This is a genomic window from Pseudomonas sp. SJZ080 (genome assembly GCF_007828295.1).
GTDB classification, from domain to species: Bacteria; Pseudomonadota; Gammaproteobacteria; order Pseudomonadales; family Pseudomonadaceae; genus Aquipseudomonas; species Aquipseudomonas migulae_A.
Window position 1 is genome coordinate 170,286 of record NZ_VIUK01000014.1, and the last position, 15,823, is coordinate 186,108.

The following is a 15,823-nucleotide window of genomic DNA, read 5'->3' on the forward strand; positions in this document are numbered from 1 at the left end:
CGGCCCAGGCAACCGAGATTTCAGGGTTTGAACCCTTGCCCCAACAACCAACTGCGAACCATCCTGCCCTGCTCCATCGTCAACCCGGCTAAAGCTCGTTCCGCCGGTTCAGTGCGCAACCGCCGCACCAAAGGCGCCAGTTCAACCCCCTGAACATGCCAGATCCCCAACGGCTGATCCGCTGTGATCACCACCTCAGCCTCATCCACAAACCCCTCTTTCAACACTGGCGCTCGCTCGATTTTCAACGAAGAAAAGTCCGCCTCGGCATGCGCCACCTCCGCATCCGGCCACTGCCGCCGCGTCTGCCAGAATGGCTGATCCGGCCAACGCCGCTCATCGGCATAAAAATCCCGCCCGATCCGCGCAAACCGCAAAAACAACTGTTCCACCCGTTGCTGATGAAACCGCTGGGCCAACGTCGCCCGGTCAGGTTTTCGCAACAGCGTATTGATCACCGTCGGCGCCTGTAACGCCGAGGACAAGGACTGAAAGATGCCATTGCCCGACAGCGGATCCACCGCCATCGCCGCATCGCCGACCCGAATCCAGTGTTCACCACACACCTGCGGGCTCAGAATCGCGGTGCTGCTGCGGGCATGCAACTGAAGGTCGATCTCAGGTTTTACACCAAAGAACTCACGCGCCAATGCGGAACCCTGGCGCCGCTGGCGGCAGTAATCGAGCAACTGCGCCTTGCCCGGCAAGTGCGCGCTGGCCACGTCCACCGTCCATTGCCAATAGCACTGGCCGTCCGCTCGCCGCGCCATCCACGCCCAGCCGTCCTCAAGGCTTTCCACGGCGCTGGCGGTGTCGCCCGGCACACCTTGCCAGCGATTGAGCAGGCTGACCGTCTCCGGGCCGCGCAGGCCTTTGCCGAGCGCCGGTGCCTGGCGTCCGCGGGCCTCCACCAGAAAATCGGCGACCAGCGCTTCGCGTCCTTCAATCTCGACCCGATGTCCGCCAGCTGAGGTCTGAACGCTCAGCACCCGACCTTCGATTAACTCAACGCCCGCCAGGCGCAAGTCTTCACGAAGGCCTCGATCGAAGTTCGGGCGGTCCAGCAAAAATTCGATGTTTTGCGCATGCTGCTGACCGTTCCACGACACCTGCCGCTGAGACGGCAACGCCGCATCCGCCAACGCTTGATGCAGACCGGCACCGCGCAAGGCCTCCAGCACCCGGATGGAAACGCCTTCCAGCGCTGCAAACCGTCGCCACTCGCTGACCAGCGTGACGGCGTAACCGAGCCGGCGCAAACCCAGGGCCACCGCCGCGCCCGCCGGCCCTGCGCCAAGAATCAGAATCATGGGCCGAAACGCCGTTCAGGCCCGCGATAACGGGCGTTTTCCCGCAGCCAGTCAATGACCTGCTCATTGCTCGCCTCGGGCTGTGCAACCAGGAACCCCGCAATGTGCCCACTCAACGCCGCGCAGCCCAGACTGGCGCCGGATTGCCCCGGATACGTCCCGTGCACACACGCGGCGAAATCCGCCTGGGCACTGTTGAGCCACGACCATTCCTGTTCGGCGCAGCGCGCATCGCCGGTCACGCGGAGCACCTGTGGATAATTCGCCGGGAACACGCCCTCGCCCTGGGCCGGACTGGACGCACACAGCAAAATGCCCCGCGCCACCGCCGCTGCGCATGCCTCGCGCAAGAGGCTGCGATCCTGTCGCAACCCGAGGCTCAGATTGATCAGCCGCACGTCCTGCGCCACCAGCCAGTCGATGGCCGTGGCAATCTGCAAGGCGCTGGTGACGCCACGCTGATCGAACACCTGAGCCACGCAGAACACCGCCGAAGGGGCCCGCCGACCGATGGCCTCGATCACCGCGCTGCCGTGGCCCAGCGGATCATCGCGCAAAGCGCTTTCGGCCAGCCCATCCTCCAGCAACGAGAAGCGTCGCCCCGCGATCACCTGCACCCGCTGCGCCGCCGAATGACCGCTGTCTACCACCCCGATTCGCACTTCAGACTTCATGCTGCACCGTTTTCGAAGTGAGCACGCCATCGAGCAATTCGAAGCGCAGATCGGCGTCGGCCAGGGTTGAAGGGCGATGACTGATGAGGATGCGCGTGCGCCCGGCAAACAGGCGGTCGATGGCCTCGATCACTTCGCGCTCGGTGGCTTCATCCACCGCCGAGGTCGCTTCGTCCAGCACCAGAATCAGCGGGTCCTGCAACAGCGCACGGGCGATGGCGATGCGCTGTTTCTGCCCGCCGGACAACTGCTGACCGCGCTCGCCCAAGGGACTGTCGAGGCCTTCGGGCAATGAGGCGATCAGGCTGTCGAGTTGCGCCAGCCGCGCCACTTCGGCAATCGCTTCGCGGCTGGCGTCGGGCACGGCGTAGGCCAGGTTGTCGGCGAGGCTGCCGCGAAACAAAACAATGTCCTGACTGACCACGGCAATCCGCCGGCGCAACTGGAACAAGTCCAGTTCCCGCAGGTCGACCTCGCCCAGCAGTACCCTGCCGGACTGCGGATCATGGTGCCGTTGCAACAGGTCGATCAGCGTCGTTTTTCCGACCCCGGAGCCGCCGCTCAGAGCGACTTTCAAACCATAGGGAATTCGCGCATCGATGCCGCTCAGGGTGCTCGGCCGACCGGGATGGCTGAAGTGCACATCGTCGAAACGCAGTTCGCCGGAAGTCGGCATCGGCTTGGGTTCAACGGGGGTCAGCACCGTCGGTTCTTCACCACGCAATTCCATCACGCGCCCGAGGCTGACGGTCATCCGCTGAATCGCGACATAGAGCCCGAGCAAACTCTGAACCGGCCCGACCGCCATCCCCAGATACGTGGAAAACGCGATGAGCGCGCCCAATTGCCACGTCCCTTGCACCACCCAGTAACCGCCAATCAAAAACGCACAGGCCCGGGACAGCGAGGTCAACGTGCCCGGAACCGCCTGGGTGAAAAACTCGGTGACCTGCAGGCGCAGCAACTGACTCATGTAGCCCTGCCCCAACGCCTCCAGTCGTCGCGACTCTCGTTGTTGCTGACCGGCCGACTGAATGAATTTCATCACCGGCAGCGTCTCGACCATGAACGACGACATGTCCGCCGAACGCTCACGCAACTGGCGCACATCGCGCTCGACCTTGCGCCGCATCCAGCGCAGCCAGAGCACATCGAGCGGAATCAGCACCAGCGCCAGCAACGAAAGTTTCCACGACAAGGTCAGCAGCATCGCCACCGCGACCACCAGGCCGATCACGCTCGACACTGCCGAAAACAACGAGTCCACGGCGAAGCGCTGGATCTCGGCAACATCGCCATCGAGGCGCGACATCAAATCACCGATGCGCCGTTGCCCGTAGAAACTCGGTGACAGGGTTTGCAAATGCCGATAAAGGTCGTCGCGCAGCGAGAACAGGATCCGCCCGGACAACCGCGTGTGCAGGTAACGATTGATTCCTGACAAAGCCGTGCCGAGCAATCCGGCAACGATCATCAGCCCGGCGATCAGCACCAGCATGGGAAAGTTGCGCGCCAGTAAGCCATCATCGATCAATAGCTTGGTCAGCCAGGGTTGCACCAGCACCAGCGACGAGGCGCAGACCGACAAGCCGAGCAGCCCGGCAATCGCCAGACGATGCGGCCGCACAAAGCTGTAGAGCCAGCGCAATGCCGCTTGGAGGGCTTCGGGGTTCTGGCTGTCGATCAGCCGAACGATCAGGCGCAGCATTACGAGCGCAACTGTTTGAGCTTGCGATACAGGGTCGCGCGGCTGATGCCCAGGGCGTCGGCGGCGGCCGAGACGTTGCCCTGATGGCTGTCCAGAGACTGGCGAATCAGCTCCAGTTCGTTTTCGCGAATACTGCCCGACTGGGGGCGTTCGCTGGCGTTCAGTTCGTCGAGCATGCTGTCGGGCAAGTGGTCGACGGTGAGCACTGTGTCGCCCGGCTCGCGCATGGCCAGCGCGGTGCGCAGCACCATTTCCAGTTGGCGGATGTTGCCCGGCCAGTGATAGCCCGCGAGCAGGCGGTTCAGATCGTCATGCAAAACCATGGTCGGTGCGTCGAGTTTTGCCAGCAGTCGAATGACCAGCCCGCTGAAATCGTCGCGCTCGCGCAGGGCCGGCAACATCACGCTGATGCCGTTGACCCGGTAGAAAAGATCTTCACGGAAGTGTTTTTCTTCCACCAGGCGTTTGAGGTCGCGGTGGGTGGCGCAGATCAGGGCGACGTCGATGTCCTGTTCTTCGCCAGCGCCCAGTGGGGCGACTTTGCGGTCCTGCAAGACGCGCAGCAGACGCGCCTGCAAGGCCAGCGGCATGTCGCCGATTTCGTCGAGGAACAGCGTGCCGCCATGGGCCTGTTGCAGACGCCCGACCATGCCGCCTCGACGGGAACCGGTGAACGCGCCTTCGCGGTAGCCGAACAGTTCCGACTCGATCAGGCCTTCGGGAATCGCCGCGCAGTTCACCGCGACGAAGGGTTTGTCGCAACGACTGCCGGCCATGTGCAACGCGCGGGCAATGACTTCCTTGCCGGTGCCTGTTTCGCCGAGCAGCAGCACCGGCAATTCGTTAGCCAGCCCTTGGCGTGCCATACGCAAGGCCCGGGCATAGCGGACATTGCTGCCGGCCAGGGCGTCGAGATCGGGTTGCGGTTTAGCGGTTTTGGCGGTGCTGCGCGGCGGTGTGCTGACGTTGATCGAGCGCTGCGGCGCGCGCAGGGTTTTGTAGAAGAACTCACCTTTGGCGGTCTGCAGACTGCCGACGCCGCCCTGATGCAAACGCGACAGCAGTTGCAAGCCATCGACGCCGAGAAGCTCTTCGCAACGGCGGCCGACCAGCGCCGAGCGCTCGGCGTGGAGCAACTGACAGGCCTGGGCGCTGACCGCGAGCATCTGCCCGCCGAGGCTCACCGCCAGCAGGCCCTGCCAAGGGGATTCGAGGTATTGCCGACGGCTGTGGAAGGCCAGGACGATCTGGTCGGGGAAACTGGCGTTGAACACCCGGCTTTCGATCTGGCTGACGGCCATGGCCAGCAGCGCGGTGCTGTCGTGAACGCGGCCGAGCGGGCCTTCGCGGGTCAGGTCGAGGACGCCGAGGATGTCGCCTTGCGGGCAGTAGATCGGCACCGAGGTGCAGGAGAAGTCGGTCAGGCGATCGAGGTAATGCTCGCCGCAATCGATCATCGTCGGCCGGGCTTCCACCAGTGCAGTGCCCAGCGCGTTGGTGCCGCGAGCGGCTTCGCTCCAGCAGGCGCCGAGGGTGATGTCTTGCAGGCCACTGCCCTTGAGGCGATCGGCACGGCCTTCGACGGCGAGGATGGTGGCGTCGGAGTTGGCGAGGATGATCAGCCCTTCCTTGCCCTGGCGCTCGGCCAGGTAATCGATGGCCGGCAACGCCGCGTCAATCAGCAGGCGATTGCTCGACAACAGCACATCGAGGCTCGCGCTCGATTCCAGCGTCAGTTCATGTTTGCTGTTGAAATGCACGCCATGGCTGAGGCTGCGCCGCCACGACGCATCGATTTCTGCCCGCAACACGCCATCGGGGACTTCGCCCTCGAGATGGAGTTTTTCCCGGGCCAGCCGGGCTTCGCGGTGCAGCTTGGGGGAAGTTGTTTTTATCAGCGTCATCAAGCGCTCCGGATCGGTCCGCCCTGCGCTCTTTTAAGTTCAGCGCCCTGCCGCAATCTTTACGTTAACGTCAGGGCGATGGCAAGTGCCTTACGGCGTTTGGGATTCATCCGCTGCACCGAGTTATCGTTCTTCGCAAGCAAGCCCGCTCCCACACCCGATTGGGTATGAACCACAGACTTGTGTTCAACCCCGACCCAATGTGGGAGCGGGCTTGCTCACGAAAGCGGTCTCCCAGGCAACTCAAGGCTCAGATCCGCCACACCTCGGGCCCGACAAAAAACGCCCGCGCATTATCCTCAAGACTCTCCAGGTGATACCCCCCTTCCTGCACAATCAGACACGGCAACCCAAGGCTGCGGATCCGCTCCCCCAGCCGCTTGAACCCTTCGCGCGTCACCGCCACTTTGCTCTGCGGGTCCAGCTCGAAAATATCGAAGCCCAACGACAGCACCAGCACTTGCGCACCAAAGTCCTTCACCGCCGCCAGCGCCACGTCCAGTTGCGCAAGAAAATCCGCCTCACTTGAACCATGCGCCATCGGCAAGTTGAGGTTGAACCCTTCCCCCACCCCGACACCGCGCTCCTCCCCGAACCCGGCAACCCCCGGATAGAAGTTGGTCGGATCGCCATGCACCGAGACATACAGCACATCGTCGCGGTCGTAGAAAATCTCTTGAATCCCTTGTCCGTGGTGCATGTCGGTATCGAGCACTGCGACTCGATCAAACCCGCCGCGCAACACCTGTGCCGCCACCGCCGCGTTGTTCACATAACAGAAACCACCCGCCGCCTCCGCTCGAGCGTGATGCCCCGGTGGACGGCACAAGGCGTAGGCCGCCGGCTCGCCATCGAGCAACGCCCGGGCCCCGGCCACTGCACTTTGCGCCGACCAATAAGCCGAACGCCAGGTCTGTTCGCCTACCGGGCAACTGCCGTCCGCGAGATACCGGGCGGCCTGAGCCAGAATCCCGCGCAGGGCGTTAGGCTCGCGGACGAAGATGTTCGACATCACCTCATCGCCCCAATCTTCAGGGATTTCCTTCCAGCGCTGATGCGCTTCCTGCAGAAACGCCAGGTAAGGCGCACCGTGCACCGCCAACAGCGGATCAAGTCCGGCATCGACCGGTTGCTCGACTTTAAAGCCCAATGAGTGAGATGCCTGCACCAGTCGTTGCGCACGCTCCGGCACTTCCTGCGGCGTACGCATCTGCCCTCGCGAGTAGTAGCTGCGTGGATGATGAAGCAATTGTTCGGGATGAAAAAAACTGCGCATGGGTTGATACCTGTCAGTTAACGTAAATCCTGAATCCGGACGCGTTCTAATGTGGGAGCGGGCTTGCTCGCGAATGCGGAGTGTCAGCCGATATCAATGCTGAATGACGCACCGCCTTCGCGAGCAAGCCCGCTCCCACAGGGAATTGTGTTTATTCCACTTTTTCAGCGCGGCTCAACACGGCGTTCAGCAACACATCCGTACCCTGCCGCACATCTTCAGGCAACACATCTTCCGCTTCGTTATGACTCAACCCCCCAACGCACGGAATGAACACCATCGCCGTCGGGCAGAACCGCGCCAGGTGAATCGCGTCATGCCCGGCGCCGCTGACAATCGATTGTTGAGCGTAGCCCAGCGCATCCACCGCTTGTTGCACCGCCGCCACGCAATCGGCATCGAACGGCGTTGCCGGGCTGATCCAGTGTGGGGTAATCGTCAGCTTCAGACCGCGCTCATCGGCAATCGCCTGAAGCCGCGCGCGTACCTGCTGCTCCATCGCCTCGATGGCTTCGTCGCGGTGATGTCGCAGATCGACGGTGAAATTCACCAGCCCCGGAATGGTATTGCGCGACGACTTGTTGATGCTCAGCTCGCCGACGGTGGTCAGGCCTTCCGGCGCGAAATCGGCCGCCAGCCCCTCAATCGTCTGAATCATCCGCGCTACGCCGTACAAGGCGTCCTTGCGCAGCGGCATCGGCGTGGTGCCCGCGTGGGCGGCCATGCCTTCGACCCGCACGTCGAGCCAGCGAATCGCCTGGCCGCCGCTGACCACGCCGATGCTTTTGGCGTTGTCCTCAAGGATCGGGCCTTGTTCGATGTGCGCTTCAAAATACGCATCCACCGCGCCGCCCAACGGACGCTCACCGGCGTAACCGGTGCGCTGCAACTCATCGGCGACGCTGATGCCATCGATGTCTTGCACCGCCAGCGCCGCGTCCAGTTGCATGATGCCGGTGAACACCGCCGAGCCGAACATCGCCGGGGTGAAGCGCGCGCCTTCTTCGTTGGTCCACACCGCCACGTCCAGCGGCTTGCGGGTCTGGATACCGAGGTCGTTGAGGCAACGCACCACTTCCAGGCCGGCGAGTACGCCGTACACGCCGTCGAAGCGTCCGCCCTCAGGCTGGGTGTCGAGATGGCTGCCCATCATCACCGGCGCTGCCTCCGGATCAGTGCCGGCGCGGCGGGCGAACAGGTTGCCGATAGCGTCCACGCTCAAGGTCATGCCGGCTTCGCGGCACCAGTGGGCAAACAGTTCGCGACCGGCCTTGTCTTCATCGCTCAGGGCCAGACGACAACTGCCGCCGCGTGCGGTGGCGCCGATTTCGGCCATGGCCATCAGACTCGCCCACAGGCGTTCGCCATTAATCTTCAACATAAATCACTCCAGCTGAAAAACGGTGATTTGTAGTAGCCGGCTTGCTGGCGATGCCGTCGGAACAGTCGTCATCAATGTTGCCTGACAAACCGCTATCGCCAGCAAGCCGGCTCCTACAGGTTCGGTTGTGCGTAATCGCCTAGACACGCAACACCTTCGCCACCGGTTCACCGGCACGTAACCGCTCGAGCAAGCGCCGTTCGGCGTGATCGGACGCCAGCGTCTGTTCGATCACGCTGGCGGCCGTTGATCTAATGGGCGAGTTTGCAAGTTCAATAACCCAATAATCGGTCGGCGCTATTCAACAACGGTTCATCGGCATTCAAGCGCCGAAAGTTCTCCGCTACTTGCTCGGCAATACAGTCGTGGGAAGCTGCCGAAGCCATGTGCGGGGTCATCGTGACGCCGGGCATTGTCCAGAGGCGGTGATCGGCCGGCAGTGGTTCCTGTTCGAACACATCCAGTAGCGCGCCGCGCAGTTTTCCTCGTTTGAGGGCTTGTTCGAGGTCGTCGATATCGAGATGGCCGCCTCGTCCGCAATTGACGAGTGCGGCTCCGTTGGCAAGCTGCTCGAACGTTGACTGACCGAGGATGCCGCGCGTTTCCCGAGTTAGCGGCAACAGGTTGATCAGCACCTCCACGCCATCGAGAAACGGGTTCAGGTTTTGCGCACCGGCAAACGTCTGGACACCGGTTAACGCCTTGCTGCCGCGAGCCCAGCCACGAACGTCATAACCGGAAGCGGCCAGATCCTGGGCAATGGCGCTACCCAACGATCCCAGCCCCATCACCCCGACCTTGAACTGCCCCGCCGCCCGTTGCAGCGGCCGCTCCCAGTGTTGTTGACGTTGTTGTTCCAGCACCTGATCAAAGCCACGGTGATAGTGAATCACTGCCCAACGCACGTACTCGGTCATGCCCTGACGGTGGCCGGGGTCGACCACCCGGCACACAGGAAGATCCGGGCACGAGGGGTCGTTTTCCAGATGATCGATACCGGCGGCGACCGAGTGAATCACTTGCAGATTCGGCAATGCCGCAAGGCTGCCCGGCAACGGAAACCAGCACGCCGCGATCTGCGCATTCCTGGCCAGCGGATCATCCGCCAGCACGGTCGTGAGTTGCGGCGCGCTGCGGGCAAACGCGGCTTGCAGCTGCTTGAGCAGCAGGGTGTCGCGGGACAGCAAAACCACGGTGTTCATGACAGATAGGACTCGCGCTGGGATTCGATCAGGGTTAGTGCGGCCTCCCAGGCCAGGTCGATGATGTTGTCCTGCTCATCGCGGTCAAACTGTTCTGCCGTGTGCGCGCAGACTTCCGGGGACGGGTAATGCAATTCGCAACCGCCGGCCAGCGCGGCGACCTGCGCCTGACAGGCACGCTCAAGAAAGTGAATCTCCTGAAACGCCTGAGCCACGCCCGACCCACCGACCAGCAAGCCGTGGTTACGCAGGATCATCGCCCGGTGTGGCCCCAGGTCGTCGATCAAACGCCCGCGCTCATCCAGCGAGAGCGCGATGCCTTCATAGGTGTGATACGCCAACTTGCCGTAGAACTTCAGCGCGTGCTGACTGATTGGCAGCAAACCTTGCTTCTGCGCGGCGACAGCCATGCCGGCGGCGGTGTGAGTGTGAATCACGCAGTTGAGATCCGGGCGGGCCATGTGGATCGCCGAATGAATGACGAAGCCGGCGGCGTTGACCCGATGACCTTCGTAAGCCGGATCGACGATGCGCCCGTCCTGATCGATACGCACCAGATCCGAGGCTCGCATGCGGTCGAAAATCACCCCGTAGCGATTGATCAGAAAGTGATGCTCAGGCCCCGGAATCCGCAGGGTAATGTGGGTGTCGATCAAGTCGGTCATGCGAAAGTGCGCGACCAGCCGATACAGCGCAGCCAGTTCGCAACGAGCCTTCCACTCAACCGGGCCGATGTGTTCAGGTTTACTCACGAATACACCTCTTTAGCAGCGTGGGTGACGACCGGGTTGGCGCGCAGGCGGGCCAGCCCGCAAACACCGATCAGGGACAGGGCCGAGAGCAAGGTGAAGAACACCGCCAGCGGCAGCCACTCTCCGGAAAACTTGCTCGCCAGCAGCGTGCCGATCAGCGGCGTGGTGCCGCCGGCCAGCGCACAACTCAACTGGTAAGCGATGGAAATGCCCGAGTAGCGCAGATGCACTGGAAACGCCTGAGTCATGTAGCCGGCGATCACCGCGTACAACGCCGACAGAATCACCACCGCCAGGGCGATGCCGAGCGTCATCAACAGAATGTTTTGCGTACCCACCAGCAGAAACATCGGGTACGGCGTGACCATGCACAGTAGTGCGACGAGCTTGAGGAAGCGCCCCTCGCCGATGCGCTCGGCGAGCAGTGCGCAAAGCGGTTGCGAAAGCAGTTGAATGATGGTCACCAAAAACAGGCAATCGAGAATCGTCGAGCGCGCGATGCCTTGGTATTGGGTGACGTACGTGATCATGAACGTGTTGGTGAAGAAGAACCCGGCGGAGCCGATGGTCACCGCCGCAGCGGCGAACAGGATCTGCCGCCAGCAGGTGCGGATGACGTCTTTCACCGGGTATTGGGCGGTTTCGTTGTTGTCTCGGGCCTTGGCGAATTCCGGCGATTCGTGCACACCGGAACGGATCATCAGGCCGACCATCATCAGCACACCACTGGCGAGAAACGGCAGACGCCAGCCCCAGGACAAGAAGTCCTCGGGCTCAAGGGACGTCACCAGGCGAAAGGCGATCAGGGCCAGCAACAAACCCGCAGGACTGCCGAGCTGGGCGAACGAAGCGTAGAACGTTTTGCGCTTGGCCGGCGCATGCTCGCTGGCCATCAGCACCGCCCCGCCCCACTCGCCCCCCACCGAAACACCCTGGATCAGGCGCAAGACGATGAGACCGATCGGCGCCCAGATCCCGACACTGGCGTAGCTGGGCAGCAAGCCGATCCCGGCAGTCGCCAGGCCCATCAGCGCCATGGTCACCAGCAGCATTTTCTTGCGGCCCAGACGATCACCCAAGTGACCGAACACCATGCCGGCCATTGGGCGCGCAATGAAGCCAACGGCGAAACTGCCGAAGGCGGCCAGGGTGCTCATTACGGGGTCGCTGCTGGGAAAGAACACTTGCCCAAGCACCAGCGCCGCCGCGGTGGCGTAAATGTAGAAGTCGTAGAACTCGATGGTCGTGCCAATGAAGGCGGCGGCCGCAGCTCGTCGCGGTTGTGCGGTGGTGTGCATGCAAGGACCCTGTGTATTTATAGTTTTGGGCAGGTACTGAAGGCTGTTGATGGTTGCACTCTGTGGTGCTTGTGGGCTTTATCGCTTCCGTGCCAGGATTAGTCAATTTTCATATTCTTATCTTTGCTATTAGCACAGCTACTACTTGGAGTTGGCATGACCTCCACGAACCCTTGGGTGGGCCGACGTTTTCTCAACGATCGCCTCGACTGGAACCTGTTGCGCACTTACTTGGTGATCGGCCAGGAAGGCAGCATGAGCCGTGCTGCGGCGCGGCTGCACATAACGCAGTCGGCGGTCAGCCAGGCGCTTAAACGGCTGGAAGAACAATTGGAATGTGTGTTGATTGCCCGCAGCGGACGACGGTTCGATCTGACAGAAACCGGGGAGGAAGTCCTGCGCATTGCGGCGGATATCTATGGCGATATTTCGCGATTGGGCACGGTGGTGGAGAGTCGCCACGACGACGTGGTGGGCAAGATTCGCATCCTCACCGTCAGCGGCGTGCAGGCGCGACACTACGATGACTTCCTCGCCGACTTCCATGAAACCCATCCGAAAATCGAGCTGGAAGTCGAGGTGATGGGTAGCTCGAACATCATCAGTTCGTTGCTGCAGAAGACTGCGACCATTGGTGTCGGGCTGTGCCGCTTGCCGCAGCCGCGGCTGGAGCAGCGGGTACTGTTTCGCGAGCGATATGCGTACTTTTGTGGCCAGCGTCATCGACTGTTCGGGCAAGAAAACCTGACACTGGAACAGCTCGCGGCGGAGAACTTCGTCAGTTTCACCAGCGACCAACTCGGCGGCAACCTTTCGCCGCTGACACTGTTCCGCGACGAGCAAGGCTTTACCGGCAAAATTGTCGCTTCATCGACGAGTTTCGAAGAAATTTACCGCTTGATTTGCGCAGGCTACGGGATTGGCTGTTTGCCGACACACCTGGTGCGAAGGGATGTCGAGCAAGGTTTGCTCTGGCGTTTACCGCCGGAAGACGGGGTGGTGGATTTCGATATCCAGCTGCTTTGGAATCGCGAGCAGAAGATGAGTCAGGCCGAAACCGTGTTCCTCGAAAGCTTCCAGCACATGCTCAGTATTCGTGAGCCTGTGCTGTGAAGCCTTGAACGGTCAAACGTGAGGATCGCCAGGCGCTTTACTCGGCGTGGCGTATTGCGGCTTCAGATGACCGTCCTGATCGAGTAACCAGGCGTCCATGATCTGCCGCACCACCGGGCCGGCGACGCGACCGCCGGCCTCACCGTTCTCGATCATCACCGAGATCACAATCTTCGGATGCTCGGCCGGAGCGAAACCGACAAACAAGGCGTTGTCGCGGTTACGCTCCAGGGTTTTCGCCCGGTTGTAGCGCTCGCCCTGTTTGATCGCGACCACTTGCGCCGTACCACTCTTGCCGGCGATCCGGTACTGAGCCCCCTGCGCCGCCGCTCGCGCAATCCCGCGTGCGTCGTGCATCACCATTTGCATGCCGTGGTTGACCTGCTCCCAGTCACGCGGGTCCTTCAACAGGATGTTGGGCATCGGATGCTCATCCACTGGTGCAACACCGTCCACGGTCTTGGCCAGGTGAGGTCGGTTCCACACACCTTTGTTGGCGATCAGCGCAGTGGCTTGGGCCAGCTGCAACGGCGTAACCTGCATGTAACCCTGGCCGATGCCGAGGATCACGGTCTCACCGGGGAACCATGCCTGGCGGCGCGTGGCACGCTTCCAGGCCTGCGACGGCATCAGGCCGGCAGACTCTTCGAACATGTCCAGCGAGACCTTCTCACCGAGGCCGAACATCGCCATGTAGTCGTGCAGGCGATCAATGCCCAGCTTGTGCGCCAGATCGTAGAAGTAGGTGTCGTTGGAGCGCATGATCGCCGCGTCCATGTCCACCCAGCCATCGCCGCTGTGGTTCCAGTTGCGGTATTTGTGATCAAAGTCGGGAAGTTGGTAGTAACCGGGATCGAAGACGCGGGTCTGCGGGGTAACCACGCCGGCGTCAAGACCGGCGATGGCCACTTCCGGCTTGATAGTCGAGCCTGGCGCGTAGAGTCCGCGCAGCACACGGTTGAACAGCGGCCGGTCAATGGAATCGTGCAGTGCTGCATATTCCTTGAAGCTGATCCCGGTCACGAACAGGTTTGGGTCGAAGCTCGGTTTGCTGACCATGGCCAGGACTTCGCCGGTCGATGGATCGAGTGCGACCACTGAACCACGACGATCACCCAAGGCTTCTTCGGCGGCTTCCTGAAGTTTGACATCGAGGCTCAGAACGATGTTTTTGCCGGGGATAGGATCGGTGTGTTTGAGCACTCGCAGAACGCGGCCCTGAGCGTTGGTTTCGACTTCTTCGTAACCGACCTGGCCGTGCAACTCTGACTCGTAGAACTTTTCAATCCCGGTCTTGCCGATGGATTGAGTGCCACGGTACTCGACGGTATCCAGGGCTTTGGATTCTTTCTCGTTGATGCGACCGACGTAGCCGATCGAATGCGCGAAGTGCGCGCCCATCGGGTAGTGACGAACGAATTGCGGCTCGACATCGATCCCCGGCAGACGGAATTCGTTCACGGCAAGTACGGCGATTTGCTCTTCACTGAGTTCATAGAACAGGGTGACGGGCACGAATGGATGACGTGCCTGCTTCATCGCCTTGTCGAACAGCGTCCGGTCTTCAGCGGGCAGGTGCAGGAGGTTGACCACCTCATCCAACTCTTCTTTGACGTCGGAGGCGCGCTCGCGGGTGATGGTCAGATTGAAGCTGGGGCGATTGTCCGCGAGCACCACACCGTTGCGGTCGTAGATCAACCCGCGCGTGGGGGTGATCGGCAATACGTGGACGCGATTGTTTTCGGAGATGGTCGAGTGATAGTCAAACTCGACCACTTGCAGCACGTACATGCGCACCACCAGTGCGCAGGTGATGCCGACGACGAACAGGGCGCAAGCCATCAGTCTTTTGTTGACCAGGCGTGTCTCTTTTTCGTGATCCTTGATCGGTATTGGTTCGGGCATTTCTCTAGCTGCTCTTTGACTAAAATGGGGCGCCGATCCTCAGGCTTGAAATCAGTCCGTTAAAAAACGAGCTGCACCATACCAAAAACCGTGCGGTCTCTTTAGCGCGATTTCCTCTAATGGTTGTCCTTGAAGGCCAAATCGACAGTTGGCTCTTTGTGTGGACTCGTGCGTTTTGCTCAAGATTGTTATTCCCATTCGTGCATTTTTCTTGCCGATAGGCCTGTGGATACTGAGTGCATGTCATTCCATTTTGTTGTCTGGGAGTCTTTTCATGCATTCACGATTTAAACGATTACTGGGCTCCAATGGGTTTTCCATTGGCCTGGAGTTGCCACTGGATAACGATTGGTCCAGTGAGGGTCAGCGGCGGCGAATTGCTGAGGAACGGCCTTTCGGTGTTCCGGACCTGAAGCAACATGCGGCGATGGCGCGGCTGGCGGACAAGGCTGGGTTCCGCGCGCTGTGGGTCCGCGATGTACCGGTTTACGATCCGAATTTCGGCGATGCCGCACAGGTGTTCGAAACCTTTTCCTACCTTGGATACCTGGCCGGAATCACCGACAACATCATGTTGGGTACGGCGGCGGTTGTATTGCCATTGCGTCAGCCCTGGCTCACCCTGAAGGCCGCAAACAGTATTGATGAATTGAGCGACGGGCGTTTGCTGCTTGGCGTGGCCAGCGGCGATCGGCCGATGGAGTATCCGTTGTTTGGTGTGGATTACGATCAGCGCGCAGAGATCTTCCGCGATACGGTGGAATTGCTGCGCGACCAAGGGGTAGGCCGTTTGCCGGAAGGTGCGCAATTGCTTCCGCAGCTGGACCAGGCATTGCCATTGTTGGTGGCAGGTCTTGGTCAGCAGTCACCTGCCTGGATTGGTGAACATATGGATGGCTGGCTCGCCTACCCCGGCACGCCGGATGAACATCGTCGTCGGGTGGGACTTTGGAGGGAAGTGGGTGGGGATAAACCTTACATCAGCTTCGTTCACCTGGACCTGGCGACCAATCCTCATGCTCCGATGCGACGTGTACGGTTCGGCGGTATTTGCGGGCGGTTGGCGTTGATTGATGAGCTTCAGGCATTGCGTGAAGCCGGTGTGCAGCATGTTGGTCTGCATGTGCGTCGTAGCGAACGACCGGTTGCCGACGTGATCGAAGAGATCGCTGAATACGTTCTGCCGATGTTTCACTAACCATATCGGTGAGTTCAGGGGCAGCCGAAAAGGCTGTCCATTTTTTGCGCCACTTTCCTGCGGGCAAAACAAAACCCCTACCTGCATACGCAGATAGGGGTT

At 61.2% G+C, this 15,823-nt stretch carries 12 protein-coding genes; 2 read left to right on the plus strand and 10 right to left on the minus strand.

Translation table 11 applies throughout. The features are described from left to right. Positions 1-20: 20 nt before the first annotated feature. The 9 genes from FBY04_RS19275 to FBY04_RS19325 all read right to left on the minus strand — a co-directional run bounded on the left by FBY04_RS19275 (position 21) and on the right by FBY04_RS19325 (position 11,505). A complete protein-coding gene (locus tag FBY04_RS19275; protein WP_145316289.1) occupies positions 21-1,310 on the minus strand; it encodes a tryptophan 7-halogenase in 1,290 nt (429 codons plus the stop codon). Continuing rightward, positions 1,307-1,984: a S8 family serine peptidase gene (locus FBY04_RS19280; protein WP_145316291.1), complete on the minus strand. Its 678-nt coding sequence runs from the start codon at positions 1,982-1,984 to the stop codon at positions 1,307-1,309. Before FBY04_RS19280 ends, FBY04_RS19275 begins: the two co-directional genes overlap by 4 nt. Beyond that, positions 1,974-3,692, minus strand: coding sequence for an ABC transporter ATP-binding protein (locus FBY04_RS19285; RefSeq protein ID WP_145316293.1), 1,719 nt, complete (start codon positions 3,690-3,692; stop codon positions 1,974-1,976). Before FBY04_RS19285 ends, FBY04_RS19280 begins: the two co-directional genes overlap by 11 nt. Further along, complete coding sequence (locus FBY04_RS19290) at positions 3,692-5,596, minus strand: sigma-54-dependent Fis family transcriptional regulator (protein WP_145316296.1); 1,905 nt, start codon at positions 5,594-5,596, stop codon at positions 3,692-3,694. Before FBY04_RS19290 ends, FBY04_RS19285 begins: the two co-directional genes overlap by 1 nt. A 250-nt stretch (positions 5,597-5,846) precedes the next feature. Further along, entirely contained in the window at positions 5,847-6,872 is a 1,026-nt protein-coding gene (locus tag FBY04_RS19295) for a histone deacetylase family protein (protein WP_145316298.1), read from the minus strand. 151 nt (positions 6,873-7,023) lie between these two features. Continuing rightward, positions 7,024-8,253, minus strand: coding sequence for a Zn-dependent hydrolase (locus FBY04_RS19305; RefSeq protein WP_145316300.1), 1,230 nt, complete (start codon positions 8,251-8,253; stop codon positions 7,024-7,026). A gap of 272 nt (positions 8,254-8,525) precedes the next feature. Then, positions 8,526-9,455, minus strand: a complete 930-nt coding sequence (locus FBY04_RS19315) for a glyoxylate/hydroxypyruvate reductase A (protein WP_145316302.1) — start codon at positions 9,453-9,455, stop codon at positions 8,526-8,528. Then, the gene (locus FBY04_RS19320; RefSeq protein ID WP_145316304.1) at positions 9,452-10,207 is read right to left on the minus strand and encodes a class II aldolase/adducin family protein; all 756 of its coding nucleotides are present in this window, start codon (positions 10,205-10,207) and stop codon (positions 9,452-9,454) included. Before FBY04_RS19320 ends, FBY04_RS19315 begins: the two co-directional genes overlap by 4 nt. After that, positions 10,204-11,505 carry an MFS transporter gene (locus FBY04_RS19325; protein ID WP_145316306.1) on the minus strand — a complete coding sequence of 434 codons (1,302 nt, stop codon included), beginning with the start codon at positions 11,503-11,505 and terminating at the stop codon, positions 10,204-10,206. The genes FBY04_RS19320 and FBY04_RS19325 overlap by 4 nt, the downstream gene beginning before the upstream one ends. A gap of 156 nt (positions 11,506-11,661) precedes the next feature. Here FBY04_RS19325 and FBY04_RS19330 point away from each other — a divergent pair, with 156 nt between their 5' ends. Continuing rightward, complete coding sequence (locus FBY04_RS19330) at positions 11,662-12,618, plus strand: LysR family transcriptional regulator (RefSeq protein ID WP_084321076.1); 957 nt, start codon at positions 11,662-11,664, stop codon at positions 12,616-12,618. Positions 12,619-12,630: 12 nt separating this feature from the next. Here FBY04_RS19330 and mrdA read toward each other — a convergent pair whose 3' ends face one another. Next, the gene (gene mrdA, locus FBY04_RS19335; protein WP_084321077.1) at positions 12,631-14,523 is read right to left on the minus strand and encodes a penicillin-binding protein 2; all 1,893 of its coding nucleotides are present in this window, start codon (positions 14,521-14,523) and stop codon (positions 12,631-12,633) included. Positions 14,524-14,797: 274 nt separating this feature from the next. On the opposite strand from mrdA, the gene FBY04_RS19340 reads away from it, so the two are divergent. Next, on the plus strand, positions 14,798-15,721 hold the full coding sequence (locus tag FBY04_RS19340; RefSeq protein WP_084321078.1) for a TIGR03571 family LLM class oxidoreductase: 924 nt from the start codon (positions 14,798-14,800) through the stop codon (positions 15,719-15,721). The last annotated feature ends 102 nt before the right edge of the window (positions 15,722-15,823 follow it).

Coding starts and splice junctions, on each gene's coding strand:
- FBY04_RS19330 (WP_084321076.1), top strand. CDS start 11,662: ATGACCTCCACGAACCCTTGGGTGGGCCGACGTTTTCTCAACGATCGC.
- FBY04_RS19295 (WP_145316298.1), bottom strand. CDS start 6,872: ATGCGCAGTTTTTTTCATCCCGAACAATTGCTTCATCATCCACGCAGC.
- FBY04_RS19315 (WP_145316302.1), bottom strand. CDS start 9,455: ATGAACACCGTGGTTTTGCTGTCCCGCGACACCCTGCTGCTCAAGCAG.
- FBY04_RS19280 (WP_145316291.1), bottom strand. CDS start 1,984: ATGAAGTCTGAAGTGCGAATCGGGGTGGTAGACAGCGGTCATTCGGCG.
- FBY04_RS19340 (WP_084321078.1), top strand. CDS start 14,798: ATGCATTCACGATTTAAACGATTACTGGGCTCCAATGGGTTTTCCATT.
- FBY04_RS19285 (WP_145316293.1), bottom strand. CDS start 3,692: ATGCTGCGCCTGATCGTTCGGCTGATCGACAGCCAGAACCCCGAAGCC.
- FBY04_RS19290 (WP_145316296.1), bottom strand. CDS start 5,596: ATGACGCTGATAAAAACAACTTCCCCCAAGCTGCACCGCGAAGCCCGG.
- mrdA (WP_084321077.1), bottom strand. CDS start 14,523: ATGCCCGAACCAATACCGATCAAGGATCACGAAAAAGAGACACGCCTG.
- FBY04_RS19275 (WP_145316289.1), bottom strand. CDS start 1,310: ATGATTCTGATTCTTGGCGCAGGGCCGGCGGGCGCGGCGGTGGCCCTG.
- FBY04_RS19305 (WP_145316300.1), bottom strand. CDS start 8,253: ATGTTGAAGATTAATGGCGAACGCCTGTGGGCGAGTCTGATGGCCATG.
- FBY04_RS19325 (WP_145316306.1), bottom strand. CDS start 11,505: ATGCACACCACCGCACAACCGCGACGAGCTGCGGCCGCCGCCTTCATT.